Source organism: Micromonospora sp. WMMA1976 (assembly GCF_027497335.1).
Taxonomy (GTDB): Bacteria; Actinomycetota; Actinomycetes; order Mycobacteriales; family Micromonosporaceae; genus Micromonospora; species Micromonospora aurantiaca.
Genome location: NZ_CP114912.1, coordinates 2720993 through 2736818, shown reverse-complemented (window position 1 = coordinate 2736818; position 15826 = coordinate 2720993). Strand labels below are relative to the sequence as shown.

Sequence of the window (15826 nt, the reverse complement as noted above, 5' to 3'; positions counted from 1 at the left end):
CGGCGCGGGTCACGCGGCGCTGCGCCCGTCGCCACCGGGGCGCACGCCCGCCGCGGCGGTGGGGGTGTCCACCGCCACCCGATCGCCCCGCGCACCGGCCAGGATCTCGTCGACCCGGGACTCCCGGCGGCGGCGGGCCAGCAGGGCCGCCTCGAACTCGCGGCGGGCCCGCACGGCCTCGGCGTACGCCTCCTCCCGCAACCGGCGGGCCTCCTCGCGGGCGGCCTCCAGCTCGGCGCGGGCCTGCGCGAGCAGCACGGCCGCCTCCCGTTCGGCGGCCGGCGGGCGGGACGTGCCGCCCTCGACCGGAGCGGTACGGCGATGCAGGAAATCGCACAGGTGCAGGGCGTCCGACCGGATCTGGTCCCACTCCCGGCCGGCCCCGGCGGCACCCTCCGCACGCGCCGCCAGCCGTCCCAGCCGCAGGCTCAGCTCGTCCAGGCAGGCGTCCACCTGCCGCCTGTCGTAGCCGGTCTCCACCACCGAGAACCTCATGCTTCGCCCCCCAGGCAGCCGGTGTGCGTCCCCACCAGCCGATCCTGCGGTCCGGGCGCTCCCGGGCGCGGCCGTTCCCACAAAATGTGCAGGATGCGGGGGCCCGGACTTCCCGCCCCTACTGGTGCTTCGGGAGCACGACCACCCGTCCGAAGAACTCGTCGATCCGGCGCACCACGTCGTTGAAGTCGTCCAGGTCGATCGGCTTCGTCACGTACGCGTTGGCCTGCAGCGTGTAGCTGCTGACCACGTCGGTGTCGGCGTTGGAGGTGGTGAGCACGACGATCGGGATGGTCCGCAGGCTCTCGTCACCCTTGACCTCGCCGAGCACCTGCCGCCCGTCCATCCGGGGCATGTTCAGGTCGAGCAGGATCACGTCCGGGCGCTGCGCCTCGGTGTGCCGGCCCTCGCGGCGGAGGAACTCCATCGCCTCCTGGCCGTCGGCGACCACGTCGATGACCTTGTCGACGTCGGAGTCGGCGAGCGCCTCCTCGATCATCAGGACGTCGCCCGGGTCGTCGTCCACCACCAGGATGCGAACGGGGCTGGGACTGGTCTGACCCATGGGGTTACCTGTTTCTCGGTGAGGAGGGCGTCCGGCCGCACGGCCGGCTGCTGGCGGGGAAATGTATCGGATCAGGAGGCGGCCGGCGCGGTCGGGTCGACGGTGTCGCGGTCGTGGTGGAGCACCTCGGCCAGCCCGGTCACCTGGAGCACCCGGGCGACCCGCCCGGTCGCCCCGGTGAGCCGCAGCCAGCCGCCGTCGGCGGCGGCGACGTTGTCCCCCCGGACGAACGCCGCGATGCCGGTGGAGTCGCAGAACGTCAGGTCGGTGAGATCGAGCAGCAGCTTACGGTGCCCCTCGGCGATCAGCCGGTCGATCGCCGAGTTCAGCTCTCCGGCCGTGCCGAGGTCGAGCTCGCCGGCCAGCCGGAGGCGGGCGCCGCCCCCGTCCCGCTGGGCGTACGTGACGGTGAACGTCACAGTGGCCCCCCTCGCTCCCACCACAGGAAACACTTGCAGTGGTGCAAGTATATGCGACGGTCGCCCCGGTGCCCGTCAGCGGCCCGCCGCCGACAGCCCGCCCACCAGAGCGCGGCCCCGGTCGAGGAAGGCGGCCGCGCGCGGGAAGTCCCGCAGCTGCTGTCCATAGTGCTCCAGCGTCAGCCCGACCGCGCCCGCCGGCACCCCGCGGCTGACCAGGATCTCCACCAGCCACTCGACGAACCCGGTGAACAGCGTCGCGTCGTCCACGTAGAGCGCGGCGGCCAGGAAGTCCACGATGTAGCCGAGGTCGCTGATCGTGGAGTCGAGCTGCGCGGGCGTGTAGTCCGCGGTCGACGGCACCCGCTCCCGCAGATCGGCCAGGGCGCTGTCGATCAGCTCGCCACGCCGCTTCACCAGGCTGGCGTACTCGTCGTCGGCCAGGTGGTCCAGCCGCGCGGGCGGCGTCTCGCGCAACACCCGCTCGTCGGCCACCAGGTCCGCCGCGGCCGGCGCGTCGGGCGCCCACGGCACGCCGAGCACACGCGCCCAGCGGCCGTCGTCGCCGAAGCCCCGGCCACCGACCACCACCGGCACGTCGGAGCGGCGGCACGCCTCCACCATCCGGTGCGCGTGCGGCAGCCGCATCGGCAGCGCGCAGGCCAGCGCCACCGCCTCCGCGTCGTAGCGGTGCAGGTAGGACACCAGGTGCGCGGCCGGGACACTGGCCCCGAGGAAGACCACCTGCCAGCCGCGCAGCCGCAGCACCTCGGCCACCAGCCGGGCCGGCAGCGCGTGCCACTCGCCGTCCATGCAGGCCATCACGATCCGCCCGCGCGTCGGGCGGGGATCGGCGTACCCGGCCACCGCCGCCACCACCCGCTCGCTGATGTGGGTGGCGGCGTGCTCCTGGGCGACGCTCCACTCGTTGCGGGCCCAGCGTTCTCCCACCTCGGCCTGGGCCGGTGCGACCAGGTCCAGCAGCACCCGCTCGGCCGGCACACCCGCTTCCAGCAGCCCCCGGGCCACCGCCACGGCGGCGGACTCGTCGGCGTCGGCCAGGCACTCCAGGTAGCGGGGGAAGGCCTTGCCCGGATCGGCCTCGACGGTCGGCACGGTCACGCGGACAACTCCCTCGTCGGTTCGGTCACGGCCGGGTCCGGCACCGCGTGCAGGTGCCGCGGCGCCCGCCCAGCCGGTCCGGTGGCGCGCAGCGCCAGCACCGCGATGTCGTCGTGGTCACCGTGCGCGAGCCAGTCGCAGGTCACCTGCTCGACCCGCTCGGCGAGCGCCGGCGCGGGCATCCGGTGGCAGCCGGTCACCGCGTGGAGCAGCCGCTCGGGGCCGAACTGCTCGTCGCCGCGCCGGCCGCCGCGCGCCTCGGTCACCCCGTCGCTGTAGAACAGGCAGGTCTCCCCCGGCGCCAGGTGCACTGTCACCTCGCCGATGCGGGGATCGGGCACCACGCCGATCAGCATGCCGCGCAGCGGCACCACCTCGACCTCGCCGGACTCCCGCAGCACCAGCGGCGGCAGGTGCCCGCCGCCGGCCAGGCTCAGCGTCAGGCCGCCGTCACGGTGCGGCCGGGCCACGCCGAGCACCAGGGTGGCGAACCGGCCCTGCCCGTGCGCCTGCGTGGTCTCCAGCAACGCGTCGTTGAGCAGCTTCAGCAGCCGCCCCGGCTGCGTCTCGACCCGGTGCAGCGCCTGCAGGCACTGGCGCAGCTGGCCGGTGAACACGGCCGCCTCCACGCCCTTGCCGGACACGTCACCGAGGAAGAAGACCGAGCCGCCGTCGGCGAGCCGGTGCGAGCCGTAGAAGTCACCGCCGATGCGCAGCCCGGCCTGCGCCGGCCGGTACGCGGTGCCCCACTGCACGCCCGTCGCGGCGGCCGGCTCGACCGGCAGCAGGCTGGCCTGCAACGTGTCGGCGACCTCAGCCTGGTCGCGGTAGAGCGTGGCGGTGGTCAGCGCCGCACCGGCCCGGGCCGCGAACGCGCGGACCAGGTCCATGTCGGCCTCGTCGTACCAGCGGTCGGCGCGCCGGGCCACCAGCAGCGCACCGGCAGGCGCCTCCCGGCCGGGCAGCGGCACCACCCGCGCGGTGGCGCCGGAGGCACCCAGGCCGGGCAGCCAGCCGGCATCGGCGGCCTGCTCGACCAGCCAGTCCAGCTCGTGCGGCTCGGTGCCGGCCAGGCCGGCCTCGATCGCCGCGGGAAGCGCCGTGGCCGGCAGCACCCCGCTGTCCACCACCGGCGGCCGGTCGTCGGCGCGTACCGCCCGCCACCAGCGGGCCCGGCCGGAGCGGGGGGCGAGGACCAGGACCGCCACGTCGGCCGCCGTGGGCACGGCCAGGCGCACCACCGCGGCGGCGGCCCGGTCCGGGTGCAGCGGGTTGCCGAGCTTCTCGCCCACCACGGCGAGGAACGCCGAGCGGGCCCGCTCGGCCAGCAGCGCGTCGGCCCGGCTGACGATCTCGGTGACGTCGTCGACGTACCAGCAGCGCCGGCGGTGGGACAGTGCGACCGGGCGTACGCGCAGCCGCCGCCCGTGGTGGGTGAACTCGGCCGGCCCGTCGCCACGCAGCGGGGCCGGACCGGCGGCGGCCAGCAGCTCGCCGGGCGTCACCTCGGGGACCAGGCGCTCCGCGACCGGGCTCACGTGCTGGACGACACCGTCGGCGTCGCAGACGACCAGGCCCTCACGGAAGTGCTCGACCACCTCGGACCAGTTCGGGACGGTGAGGTCGCGGTCGGCGGCCAGCGGCGGCAGGGCGGACGGCGCGGGCGCGGCGGCGGGCCACGCCGGAGCCCGTGCGGCGCTCGGCGTGGAGATCCGTCCGTCGCCCGGGTCGGCACCCCTGACGTCGGCAGCAGTCACCAGCTGAGCCCCACTCTCCTCGTCGACACCCGGGGGCGCCGGACCCGGCGCCTGTGGTCACGTCTCCCCGCCCACCCTACGCCGGTATGCCGGGACCGCCACCCCACGGCGCTGCCAGGCCCGCTCGCGCGTCCAGCGAGGTGATGCCGCTGTTGTTACGATCCTGTCATCCCGGTCCCGGCCGGCAGCCCCGCGGAAAGGCGTGACGTGGTTCCTCAACGGAGAAGGCCCGAGGCGAGCCCGCTGAGCATCTCCGTGGATCGTTCCGACCCGGCCGTTCCGGTGGTGGTCGTCGGCGGCGACCTGGCGTACGCCACGGCGGCCCCGCTGCGCGCCGAGATCGACCGGCTGCTCGCCGCACGTCCGGCGACACTGGTGTTCGACTTCGGCGACCTGCAGTTCATGGACAGCACCGGCCTGTCCGTGATCGTGCACGCCTGGCGGGAGGGCCAGCACGCCGGCACCGCCATCGAGCTGCGGTCGGTCCCCCGGTTCCTGGAGACCATCCTCGACCTGACCGGCGTCACCGGTCTGCTCGACCGCTCGCCGGTCGACGACGCGCCGGGCCTCGCCGCGCCGGGTTCGACCGCGTCCGCGTGACCCCGCAGGTTTCCCGGCCGGGCCCGGCTGGGAACATGGGAACGTGCCCTCCCAGATGTTGACCATCGAGGTGGACCGGCTCGACGCCGGTTCCGCCCGGGTGCGGCTGGCCGGAGAGCTGGACTTCGACACCGCGCCGGAACTCGTCGACGCCGTGGCCGGCCTGCGCCGCGACGGTCACCAGGAGCTGGAAATCGACTTCGCCGGGGTCGACCTCTGCGACTCCTCCGGCCTGAGCGCGCTCGTGGTGATCCACCGGGCCGGCACCGGGGCGATCCGCCTGTTCAACCTGAACCCGCAGATCAGGCACCTGCTGGACCGCACCGGCCTGGCCGAACTGCTCGCCGCTCCGCCGCGTGACCTGACCGGCGGCGTCCGCGAGGTCGGCTGACCCGGCCAGACCCCGTCGGGCGGGCTGAGCGACAGGCGGACAGGGGTGGCCCCCGACCCTGGGACCAGGGGCCGGGGGCCGGGAGGATGGCTCAGGCGGCAGGCTCGGCCTGCCGGTGCCGCGTCTCGTCGTGCGACTGCCCCGCGAGCGGAGGCTCGACGTCCTCCGGCGCGCCGGAATCAGGCGTCTGGAACAGATAACGGACGAAGTCCCCACTCATGTCGTCGTCGTCCGCGCCGGGCCACTGCCCGACACAGTCGACACCGACCACCTCGCGTCCGCTGCCGTCGTGGTGTTCCAGCAGCGCCCACAGGGTCACCGGGTAGGAGCGGGTGTCGTCCGGGCCGATGCGCCAACGGGCGTACCAGCCGGGACGGGCGGGGACGATCTCCACGATCCGTTTCATGTCGACCTGCCCTTCCGCGTGCGTCGGAAGTTGTCCGGTCCGTCCGAGCCTGCCGCCCGCCGGGGTGAGCGCTCCTCACCCGCAGCGAATGAAGCGTCCGCCCCGGCGGTCCGCCGTTACCTTCCCGGCAGCGCCGGGAACGCGGTGGGCGCAAGCGCAACCGACCCAGGAACGAGGTGCGACGATGCGCAAGCAGATGGAGGGCGACAACCAGCGCCGCCGGGCCCTGGCCCGCGAGGCCCGCGAACGAGGGCTGCGGCCGAGCCAGACCGGCGCCAGCCTGAGCGCGTCCAAGCAGGTCACCTCGCTGGACCAGCACGACCGGTCCGGCCCGCCGCCGGCCGGACGGCACAAGCCGGACACCACCCGGGGTGGTCCCGCGCCGCCGCCGGTCGCCGTCGCGGAGCAGCAGCGCCCGCTGCCGGAACCGACGCCGTCACCCGGGGTCTCGATGGCTTACCGGGATCTCGTCGACGACGTGAGCCGGCGCGCCGGGGTGGACTTCACCACGGCCAAGGTCGCGGCCGAGGGCACCGTGCTGGCCCTGGCCCAGGCGCTGGACGAGGCGGAACGGGAGCGGCTGCTGGAGGCGGTGCCGCTGACCCTGCACGACGTGGTGCCGGTGTACGGCCTGGAGCCCCGCCGCGACCTGCCCGGCTTCCTGGCCGAGGTCGGCCGGTACAGCCGCCTCACCCCGGAGCAGGCCCGCTACCAGGCCGAGGCGACGCTCGCCGCGCTCGCCGAGGCCGACGCGGAACTGGTCGAGTCGCTGCACGTACCCGACGAGTTGCGCGACCTGCTCGGGCCGACCGACTTCGGCGGCGGCCTGGTGGGCGCGTCCTCGGCCACCGCGCCGCTGACCGAGGCCGAGCTGCGCGACGCGCTCGCGACGCTGCCCTACTGGTCCAGCGACCGGCGCTCACTCGTGCGCACGATCGAGCTGCCCGGCGGCAACCTGGACCGGGTGCTCGACCGGCTGGACCGGCTCAAGTCCGACGTCGGGCGGTCGCCGCAGATCGGGCGGCCGGACCCGGACAACGCCGTGCTGACGGTCCGGACCCAGCAGGTCGACGGCGTGACGGCGGCGGACGTGGACCTCGCGCACCGGGTGGACGCGGCGGTCGACGAGGCCGGCGCCGGGATGGCGGCCGGCTGACCCGGCGGCGGAACGGCCCCGGTCCCACGCGGGCCGGGGCCGCCCGTGGCCGCGCGGTACCGTGTCCCGCCGTGGATCACGACGACACCGAGACGCTGGAGATCGTGGTGGACCCGGCCCGCCCGTCCGGGCGCACGCTGCTGGCCGACGGGGTCGAGCAGTCGTACGTGGACGTGGCCGACGCCCGGTACCTGCACTTCGAGTACGTGCGGCGGATCGCCGCCGCGATCGACCTGGCCGCCCCGCGCGGCGTGGCGCTGACCGCCCTGCACCTGGGCGGCGGCGCGCTCACGCTGCCGCGCTGGCTCGCGAGCACCCGGCCCGGTTCGGTGCAGCGGGTGATCGAGCGCGATCCGGGCGTGGTCGAGCTGGTCCGGCGGAGGCTGCCGCGGCTGCCGCCGGAGGTGGTGGTGGCGCTCGGCGACGCCCGGGAGGCCGTCACCGGGGAGCCGTCCGGAACGTACGACGTGGTGGTGGCCGACGTGTACCGGGCGGCCCGGATGCCGCCGCAGGTGGCGGCGGTCGAGTTCGCGGCGCAGGTGGCCCGGGTGCTGCGCCCGGACGGCCTCTACCTGATCAACCTCACCGATCTGCCGCCGCTGGCGCACACCCGGGCCCAGGTGGCCACGCTGCGTGCCGTGTTCGCCGACGTCTGCCTGGTCGCCGACCGGCGGATGCTGCGCGGACGCCGCTACGGCAACGTGGTGCTCGCCGCCACGCCCACGGCGGGCCGGATCCCGGTGATCCGGCTCGCCACCCGCGTCGCCGCCGACCCGGTGCCCGGAACGGTGCTGCACGGCACGACGCTCGACGCGTTCGCCGCGGGCGCCCACCCGGTCACCGACGCCGACCTGGGCTGAGCCGGTTTTCGTACCCCCAGCGCGGGTAGCCGCGCCGGATGAGCGCCGCCGACGATCGGTCCATCGCGCGCCGGACGCTGATCGTGATCGGTCTGGTCCTCGCCACCGGGGTCGGGCTGGCGCTGGTCTGGGCGACCCGGCGGGTGCTGGTGTGGGGGCTGGTGGCGGTGTTCTTCGCGGTCGCCCTCAAACCGCTCGTGGACCGTCTCGAACGCCGGGTACGCCGCCGTGCGCTCGCCACGCTCCTGGTGTTCCTGGCCGCGTTCGCGCTGTTCGCCGCCGTGGGCGCGCTGATCGTGGTGCCGCTGGTGGACGAGGTCGGCCGCTTCGCCGACCGGGCACCGGAGCTGGTACGCGAGGCGCAGGCCGGGCAGGGGCCGCTCGGGCGGCTGCTGGACCGCTTCCACCTGCTCCGGTACGCCGAACCCGGCCAGCTGCGCCGGTACGGCGCCCGGCTCGGCGACCCGACCGTAGGGGTGGTCCGCAGCGTGGCCCAGGCGGTCGCCGCGCTGGTCACAGTGGTGGTGCTGGCGTACCTGATGGTCCTGGAGGCGCCGAAGATCGTGGCCGCCACGCTGCGGCTCACCGGCGACGGCGCGGCGGCGCGGTTGCGGCGCATCGGGCGTGGCTCGTCCCGGATCGTCACCGGCTACCTGAGCGGCAACCTGCTGATCAGCGTGATCTGCGGCGGTCTGACCTTCGTCGTGCTGTTCCTGCTCGGTGTGCCGTTCGCCGCGGTGATCGCGCTGACGGTCGCCGTGTTCGACCTGATCCCGCTCGTCGGCGCCACGCTCGGCGCGCTCGCCGCGGCCGGCGCGGCGTTCCTGCACTCCCCCACCGCCGGCCTCGTGGTGCTCGTCTTCTTCGTGGTCTACCAGCAGGTGGAGAACCACCTGTTGCAACCGGTCATCATGGGCCGCGCGGTGCGGTTGAACCCGTTGACCGTGCTGGTCAGCGTGCTGCTGTCGGTCGAGCTGGCCGGGCTGGTGGGGGCGCTGCTGGCGATCCCGGCCGCCGGCATCGTGCAGGTGCTGCTGCGCGAGTTCGCGCCGGCCGGGCGGCAGGCGCTGCCGCAGCCCGCCGACGGTGGTCCGGCGGGTCCGCCCGACACGGGCTCGGCCGACGGCGCGACTGTCCCGCAGCTGCTGGAGACGCCGGAACGGCCGCCGGCCGGCGGGTGAGGGCCGGCCGGCGGGTGCGTGTGCGGTTCAGCGGCGGCGGGCCAGCTCCGGTGACTCGCTCTCCAGCGGCACCGCGTTCGCCGGGACCAGCCCGAGCTGCACGGCGGGCCGGGGCAGCGTCGCGTCCAGCGCCCAGTCCGCCGCGACCCGGGGCCGGTTACCGGGCATGGCGAGCAGGTGGTAACCGCGGGTGACGGCCTTGGCGGGCAGCCCGGCGAGCGGCACCTTCAACGGGTTCGCCGCCGCGTCCTTGCCGCCCAGGTCCACCACCCAGCCCAGGTCGTGGTGCTTGTACGACTTGCGCACGCCCTGCCCGTACGAGGCGGCGATGTTGTGCGCGGCCAGCTTGCCCTGCCGCTGGGCGTGCTGCGCGGTCATCGCGCACACCTGCCCGGGGCGGGTCGGGTCGGGCACGGCGGCGGCGTCGCCGCAGGCGAACACCTCCGGGTAGCCGGGGACGTTGAGGAACTCGTCGACCACCAGCCGGCCCTTCTCGGTGCGCAGCCCCAGTTCGGCCACGAACGGGTCGGGACGTACGCCGACGCACCAGATCAGGCTGCACGTCGGGACGTACTCGCCGTCGGTGAGCATCACCCCGTCCGGCGTGGCCTCGGCGACCGAGGTGCCCATCCGCACGTCCACGCCGCGTCTGCGCAGCACCCGGTCGGCGGTGACCGACATCCGCCGGTCCAGTTCGGGCAGCACCCGGGGCGCCACGTCCAGCAGCATCCAGCGCGGCCGGACGTTCAGGTGCGGGCGCTGGGCCATCAGCCGGTCGGTGAACAGCTGCCCGTGCGCGGCCACCTCGGTGCCGGTGTAGCCGGCGCCTACCACCACGAACGTGGCGCGGGCCCGCTGCTCGGCCGGGTCGGCGGTCAGCTCGGCCAGCTCCACCTGCCGGACCACGTGGTCGTGCAGGAACAGGGCCTCGGGCAGGCCGCGGAAGCCGTGGGCGTACTCGGTCACGCCGGGGATCGGCAGCAGCTTGTTGACGCTGCCGACGCTGAGCACGAGGCGGTCGTACGCGAGCTGCCCGTGCTCGCCCTCGATCGAGCGGTAGCCGACCCACCGGTTCTGCAGGTCGACCCGGTCCGCCTCGCCGACCACCACGCGGACGCCGTCGAGCGTGCCGGCGAGCGGCACGGCGATCCGGGTCGGCTCCACCACGCCGGCCGCCACCTCGGGCAGCAGCGGCAGGTAGAGGAAGTAGTCGGTCGTGTTCAGCAGGACGATCTCGGCCCGGTCGCGGGCCAGTCGGCGCAACGTCTTGGCCGCGTGGTACCCGGCGAACCCGGCCCCCACGATCACCACACGTGGTTTCGTCATGCCTGCTGCCGTTCCCGGGCAGACCTGCGACAAACGTGCCCATGATCCATCCATCAGCGGCTATATGGACATTCCTCGTGATCGGCGCGAGGATGCCGGGATGGGAAACCACGAGACCGCCGAGGGTCGGCCCACGAGGTCCAGCCGGCGTACCTTCCTCACCGCCTCCGCGGCGGCCACCGCCGCCGCCGTCGCCACCCCGCTCACCGCCGCCCCGGCCGCCGCCGCGACCGGCGCTCCCCCGGGCCCGGGCCGTCCGGCCCGGCCGCAGCGGCCCGGCCGCAAGCTGACCGCGCTGCTGCGCGAGATCGACAGCCGCCGGATCGAGGCCGTCGTGCGCCGGCTCGCCGCGTTCGGCACCCGCCACACCCTGTCCAGCCAGACCGATCCGGTACGCGGCATCGGCGCCGCCCGCGACTGGATCCACGCCCAGCTCTCCGGGTACGCGGGCGCGTCCGGCGGGCGGATGAGCGTCGAACTGCAGTCGTACGTGCAGCAGCCCGCCTCCCGCATCCCCGTCCCCACCACCATCACCAACGTGGTGGCGACAGTGCGCGGCGACGTCACGCCCGAGCGGGTGTACGTCATCACCGGCCACTACGACTCCCGGGCCACCGACGTGATGGACGCGGTCAGCGACGCGCCGGGCGCCGACGACGACGCCTCCGGCGTGGCGGTGGTGATGGAGCTGGCCCGGGTGCTGTCCACCCGCCGCACCGAGGCCACCATCGTGCTCGCCGCCGTCGCCGCCGAGGAGCAGGGACTGTACGGCTCGGCGTACCTGGCGTCGCAGCTGAAGGCGGCCGGCGCCGACGTGCAGGCGATGTTCAGCAACGACATCGTCGGGTCCAGCACCGCCGACGACGGCACCCGCGACCCGCGTACCGTGCGGTTGTTCGCCGAGGGCGTGCCGACCGCCGAGACCCCGGCCGAGGCGAGCGTGCGGCAGTCCGTCGGCGGCGAGAACGACTCGCCGTCGCGGCAGCTCGCCCGCTTCGTCACCGACGTGGCCGAGAACTCCGCCACCGGCATGGACGTGCGCGTCATCTACCGGCGGGACCGCTACCTGCGCGGCAGCGACCACATCTCGTTCCTGCGCGAGGGCTGGCCGGCGGGCCGGTTCACCGAGCCCAACGAGGACTTCGCCCACCAGCACCAGGACGTGCGCGTGGTCGACGGGGTGCAGTACGGCGACCTGCCCGAGTTCTGCGACTTCGGCTACATCACCCGGGTGGCGCGGGTGAACGCCGCGACGCTGTGGTCACTGGCCCAGGCGCCGGGCACGCCCAAGGGCGTCACGGTGGTGACCACGAACCTGACGAACGACACCACCCTGCGGTGGCAGCGCGGCCCCGAGCCGGACCTGGCCGGGTACGAGGTGGTGTGGCGGGAGACCACCGCCGACCAGTGGCAGAAGGTGCTGCCGGTCGGCGACGTCACCGAGGTGACCATCGACCTGTCCAAGGACAACGTGTTCTTCGGCGTACGGGCGGTGGACCGGGACGGGCACCGCAGCCCGGTCGCCTTCCCGAAGCCCGGCAGCTGAGGCCGGCCGGTCACCGCCCCGGCGCCGGGTCCACCCGATCCGGGGCGGTGACCGCCCAGCGCTCGTGATCCCGCCACGCACCGTCGACGAACAGGTAGTCCGGGGAGAACCCCTCGAGCCGGAAGCCGAGCCGCCGCGCCAGCCGCTTCGACGGCTCGTTGCCGGGCTGGATGTTCGCCTCCAGCCGATGCAGACCGAGCGGCCCGAACGCGTACTCGATCACCAGCCGCACCCCGGCCGAGGCGTGCCCGGTGCCCGCGTACGGGCGGAACGCCGCGTATCCGAGGTAACCGCCGCGCAGCGCGCCCAGCACGATGCCGCTGATGTTCGCGTATCCGGCGATGTCCCCGGTGGCCCGGTCGCAGAGCAGGAACCCGGAGCTGTCCCGCCCCCGGATCTTGCGCAGGTAGGCCGCGTAGCGCTGCGCGTCGTCGGGCGCGGAGAGCCACGGATGGTGCAGGTCGCGGCTGCGCCGGGCGGCGGCGACGAACTCCGCCTCGTCAGCCGGTCGGGGACGGCGGATGGCGACGCGTCCGTCACTGCGCAGATATCGCACAGCGCCACTCTCCGCCACCGCGTCCACCCCACCCCACCCGGGGTGCACTCTCCCACCGCCACACGGGCCGCCGCAGGAGTTCGTGTTCCCCACCAGCGCCCCTTGCGGCACGACCTTCCCGCCCCCGTCCCAGCCCGACGTGAGGCCACCCGTCCGGCCCGGACGTGCCGCCCGCCCGGCCGGTCCACCGGCCCAGTAGATCTTGGATCGGCGCTTCGCGCGATCTTGCACCTGATGCCCCGAGGATGCCCGCTTTGCGAGGTTCGCTGGGGACCAAATTGCAAGATCGCGTGGGCGGGCGGGTGGATTGTGACGGCGGCTCGCACCGCCGCTGGGTGTTCGGTGGGCGATGTCCGGTTCGCTGTGCTGGCCTGGCGTGGCTGTGGTCGGTGCCATCGTGCGGGTGGAATCGGTGGCGGGCGCGGGGCGTTGTACATGGCTGACCGCCCAGGCAGCAGGGTCGAGCGCCGGACACCGGCCCGCCTGGCACCCACGGCAGGTCAGGGAATCGACCCGGCCCGGTCGTCGTTACATCCCCGAGCGACGGGCACCCCGCCGTCTCCGGGAATGACCCCGGCCCGCGCGTCGTTAAACCCCCGAGCCGCGGAGCAGGCCCCCCGGGTCGCCCGCGCGCCAGCCCGGTTTCGACGGGCACCCCAGACTTTCCCCCTTTCGCGCGGCACCCCCATCGCCGCGTGATCCCCCACTTCAGGGAGGCAACCATCATGGCTACCACTCTGCTGCGCAAGACCGTTCTGACCGCTGCTGGTGTCGTCGCCACCGCTGGTGGCATCGCCGGCCCCGCCATCGCCGCCCAGGCCACCCCGGCCGAGCGCGCCGCCGCCCAGGTCACCACCGACCGCAAGCACGGCGAGCGGGAACTGGACGTACGCTACGAGGCGCAGCCCAACTTCTACTTCTGTGGCCCGGCCGCGGCCCGCAACGCACTGAGCGTGCAGGGCAAGAACATCGACGTGCACGCGATGGCCGAGGAGATGGGCACCACCGAGGACGGCACCAACTCCATCAACGACATCACGCCGGTGCTGAACAAGGAGACCGGTAAGGACGTCTACAAGTCGACCGAGATCCCGGTGGACAAGGCCGGTGACAAGGTGGAGAAGCTGCGCGCCGACGTGGTGCGCACGGTGGACGACGGCCGGGCCGTGGTGGCGAACATCGCCGGCACCGCGACCGACACCGACGGCAACGCCCACTCGTTCGAGGGTGGCCACTACATCAGCGTGGTCGGCTACCGCGACGGCGGGAAGGTCGTGACGATCGCCGACTCGGCCAACCCGAACCAGGCCTCGTACCGCATGGACGTGGACGCCCTGGCCCACTGGATCGCCAGCCGCGGCTACAGCTCCTGACCGAGTGACAATGCCGAAGGGCCCGACCCCAGAACACGGGTCGGGCCCTTCCGCGTGTCCAACGGCTGCCTTCCGGTCACCTCGCCGTCACGCCGGTGTCGTCACCCGGACGGCTCGCTCCACCACGCTGGGTCGCGCCGGATCGTCCGGGCGACCGTGAAGGAGCAGCCGTGGCAGCCGAGGAGGCGACGCACCACCCACCGACCACGAGCCGCCCCGACGTGAGTGTCGTCGTGCCTGTCTACAACACGCTGCGCTACCTGCGGTCCTGCCTCGACTCGGTGCTGCGGCAGACGATCGGGCCGGACCGGATGGAGATCGTGGCGGTGGACGACGGGTCCACCGACGGCAGCGGCCGCCTGCTCGACCGGTACGCCGCCAAGCACCCCGGCACCATGCGGGTCGTGCACCAACCCAACTCCGGTGGCCCGGCGTCGCCCTGCAACCGGGGACTGGACCTGGCCACCGGCCGGTACGTCTTCTTCCTCGGTTCGGACGACCGGCTCGGCCCGGAGGCCCTGGAGCGTCTGGTCGCCGCCGCCGACCGGTACGGCTCGGACGTGGTGCTCGGGAAGGTGGTCGGGGTCAACGGCCGGCACGTCTTCTCGGACGTGTTCGCCGACGGCAACGCGGTCGACGTGAGCCTGTTCGACTCGGCCCTGCCGTGGTCGCTGGCGAACACGAAGCTTTTCCGGCGCGACCTCGTGGACCGGCTCGGGCTGCGGTTCCCGGAGGACATGCCGGTGCTCAGCGACCAGCCGTTCACGCTCACCGCCTGCTACCACGCCCGGCGGATCTCGGTGCTCGCCGACTACGACTACTACCACGCCGTACGCCGGCTGGACGCCCGCAACATCACCTACCACAGCCGGATCGAGCAGCGCCTGGTCAGCGTGGAGCGGCTGGTCGCGTACGTGGCCGAGCTGATCCCCGCCGGGGAGCGCCGGGACGCGGTGCTGCGCCGCCACGCCGGGCTGGAACTGGCGAACCTGGTCGGCGACGACTTCCGGCACCTGGACCGGGCCGCGCAGGAGCGGGTGCACGCCACGGTGGCGCGGCTGGTACGGCGGCACGTCACCGACCGCCTGCGGGACCGGCTCGACATCGAGGCCCGGCTGCGCCTGGGCGCGGTCACCGTGGGCGGGGTGGACGACCTGCTGGCGGTGATCGAGCAGGACAGCGGCCGGGGCGTGCCGGCGACGGTGTTCGCCGGTGACCGCTGGCACGCGGGCTACCCGGGCGCTCCGGCCCGGTGGACCGACGTCACCGACGTGCGCGCCGACTGGCTGGCGCGGCTGGACACCGTCGACGTGAGCTGGGTCGACGGGCACACGCTGACGGTGACCACGCGCAGCCCGTACCCCCGGTTCGCCACCGAGGCCGGGCCGGTGCGGATGCTGGCCGGTCCGGTCGTGGGCGCCACCCGGATGGACGCCGGCGATCCGGCCGGCCGCACCCTGCGCACGGACTTCGCGCTGGACCGGCTCCTGGCCGCCAGCGCCGCCAGCGGGCAGCGCCATCCGGTACGCGCCGAGGTGGACGGCGGTCACGGGCGCGGCGGGGCCGCGGTGCGCGCACCTCGGCTCGCCGCCGGGCGGCCCCGGCTGCTGCGGCACGGCGCCCGGCTGTACGGGGTGACGGCGACCGTCGACCCGCGCAACGGTCAGCTCGTGCTCTCCGTGGTGCCGGTCACTGTGGGTCAGCTCGTCGGGCGGCTGCGCCGGCGCGGCAGGCGCGGACCGGTAACGGCGCAGACGTCCGGACGCGGCCCAGCCACGGCGCAGGCGTCAGGGCGCGGCGCGGAAGCCCTGCTCGGCCGGCATGGGCACCTGGAGGTACGTGGTGCCGCGCAGGTCCAGCCAGGCCCGCTGCGGCGCCCGGACCAGCCGCACCATCACCCCGGCGCAGGCGGGGCAGCGCCCGACCAGGCCCGGGGCGTGCGAGTAGACGTGTAGCCCGGCCATCGGGCCGGTCATGCCGCAGGTGTCGCAGCGCCCGGTGGTGGCGCTCAGGTCGACCGCGAACAACTCGCGCAGCGGCCCGTCGAGCATGTTGCCATCCACGTAGGACAGG

The 15826-nt window shown here is 74.4% G+C and carries 16 protein-coding genes and 1 pseudogene; 8 read left to right on the top strand and 9 right to left on the bottom strand.

Going from position 1 to position 15826, the window contains the following annotated elements; translation table 11 throughout:
* Positions 1–9: 9 nt before the first annotated feature.
* The 5 genes from O7546_RS12605 to O7546_RS12585 form a co-directional block, all read right to left on the bottom strand.
* Positions 10–495: an ATPase gene (locus O7546_RS12605; protein ID WP_194801681.1), complete on the bottom strand. Its 486-nt coding sequence runs from the start codon at positions 493–495 to the stop codon at positions 10–12.
* Between the two features lie 118 nt (positions 496–613).
* Positions 614–1060 carry a response regulator gene (locus tag O7546_RS12600; RefSeq protein ID WP_120570165.1) on the bottom strand — a complete coding sequence of 149 codons (447 nt, stop codon included), beginning with the start codon at positions 1058–1060 and terminating at the stop codon, positions 614–616.
* Positions 1061–1131: 71 nt separating this feature from the next.
* Positions 1132–1479 carry an STAS domain-containing protein gene (locus O7546_RS12595; RefSeq protein ID WP_194801682.1) on the bottom strand — a complete coding sequence of 116 codons (348 nt, stop codon included), beginning with the start codon at positions 1477–1479 and terminating at the stop codon, positions 1132–1134.
* A gap of 75 nt (positions 1480–1554) precedes the next feature.
* On the bottom strand, positions 1555–2601 hold the full coding sequence (locus tag O7546_RS12590; protein WP_281600948.1) for a cobalamin-dependent protein: 1047 nt from the start codon (positions 2599–2601) through the stop codon (positions 1555–1557).
* On the bottom strand, positions 2598–4358 hold the full coding sequence (locus O7546_RS12585) for a PP2C family protein-serine/threonine phosphatase (RefSeq protein WP_281600947.1): 1761 nt from the start codon (positions 4356–4358) through the stop codon (positions 2598–2600). The genes O7546_RS12590 and O7546_RS12585 overlap by 4 nt, the downstream gene beginning before the upstream one ends.
* Positions 4359–4613: 255 nt before the next feature.
* On the opposite strand from O7546_RS12585, the gene O7546_RS12580 reads away from it, so the two are divergent.
* Both O7546_RS12580 and O7546_RS12575 read left to right on the top strand, forming a co-directional pair.
* The gene (locus tag O7546_RS12580; RefSeq protein WP_281600946.1) at positions 4614–4958 is read left to right on the top strand and encodes an STAS domain-containing protein; all 345 of its coding nucleotides are present in this window, start codon (positions 4614–4616) and stop codon (positions 4956–4958) included.
* 43 nt (positions 4959–5001) lie between these two features.
* On the top strand, positions 5002–5349 hold the full coding sequence (locus O7546_RS12575; RefSeq protein WP_281600945.1) for an STAS domain-containing protein: 348 nt from the start codon (positions 5002–5004) through the stop codon (positions 5347–5349).
* Positions 5350–5440: 91 nt separating this feature from the next.
* On the opposite strand, the gene O7546_RS12570 is transcribed toward O7546_RS12575, so the two are convergent.
* A complete protein-coding gene (locus O7546_RS12570; RefSeq protein ID WP_281600944.1) occupies positions 5441–5755 on the bottom strand; it encodes a hypothetical protein in 315 nt (104 codons plus the stop codon).
* Between the two features lie 184 nt (positions 5756–5939).
* Here O7546_RS12570 and O7546_RS12565 point away from each other — a divergent pair, with 184 nt between their 5' ends.
* The 3 genes from O7546_RS12565 to O7546_RS12555 all read left to right on the top strand — a co-directional run bounded on the left by O7546_RS12565 (position 5940) and on the right by O7546_RS12555 (position 8952).
* Complete coding sequence (locus tag O7546_RS12565; RefSeq protein WP_194801687.1) at positions 5940–6911, top strand: DUF2267 domain-containing protein; 972 nt, start codon at positions 5940–5942, stop codon at positions 6909–6911.
* A gap of 71 nt (positions 6912–6982) precedes the next feature.
* Positions 6983–7771 (top strand): fused MFS/spermidine synthase, encoded by a 789-nt coding sequence (locus O7546_RS12560; protein WP_194801688.1) that lies wholly within the window; start codon positions 6983–6985, stop codon positions 7769–7771.
* 38 nt (positions 7772–7809) lie between these two features.
* A complete protein-coding gene (locus O7546_RS12555; protein ID WP_281600943.1) occupies positions 7810–8952 on the top strand; it encodes an AI-2E family transporter in 1143 nt (380 codons plus the stop codon).
* A gap of 27 nt (positions 8953–8979) precedes the next feature.
* Here O7546_RS12555 and O7546_RS12550 read toward each other — a convergent pair whose 3' ends face one another.
* Positions 8980–10278 (bottom strand): NAD(P)/FAD-dependent oxidoreductase, encoded by a 1299-nt coding sequence (locus tag O7546_RS12550; protein WP_269696847.1) that lies wholly within the window; start codon positions 10276–10278, stop codon positions 8980–8982.
* Between the two features lie 100 nt (positions 10279–10378).
* On the opposite strand from O7546_RS12550, the gene O7546_RS12545 reads away from it, so the two are divergent.
* Positions 10379–11824, top strand: a complete 1446-nt coding sequence (locus O7546_RS12545; protein ID WP_281600942.1) for a M20/M25/M40 family metallo-hydrolase — start codon at positions 10379–10381, stop codon at positions 11822–11824.
* Between the two features lie 10 nt (positions 11825–11834).
* Here the strand turns inward: O7546_RS12545 and O7546_RS12540 are convergent, their stop codons facing one another.
* Positions 11835–12380 carry a GNAT family protein gene (locus O7546_RS12540; protein WP_269696845.1) on the bottom strand — a complete coding sequence of 182 codons (546 nt, stop codon included), beginning with the start codon at positions 12378–12380 and terminating at the stop codon, positions 11835–11837.
* 725 nt (positions 12381–13105) lie between these two features.
* On the opposite strand from O7546_RS12540, the gene O7546_RS12535 reads away from it, so the two are divergent.
* Positions 13106–13753, top strand: coding sequence for a C39 family peptidase (locus O7546_RS12535; RefSeq protein ID WP_194801693.1), 648 nt, complete (start codon positions 13106–13108; stop codon positions 13751–13753).
* Between the two features lie 170 nt (positions 13754–13923).
* Positions 13924–15708, top strand: coding sequence for a glycosyltransferase family 2 protein (locus tag O7546_RS12530; protein WP_281600941.1), 1785 nt, complete (start codon positions 13924–13926; stop codon positions 15706–15708).
* Here the strand turns inward: O7546_RS12530 and O7546_RS12525 are convergent.
* A pseudogene (locus O7546_RS12525) lies at positions 15634–15804 on the bottom strand (DUF6510 family protein); the annotation flags it as partial. The gene O7546_RS12530 and the pseudogene O7546_RS12525 sit on opposite strands and share 75 nt — an antisense overlap.
* Positions 15805–15826 lie beyond the last annotated feature (22 nt).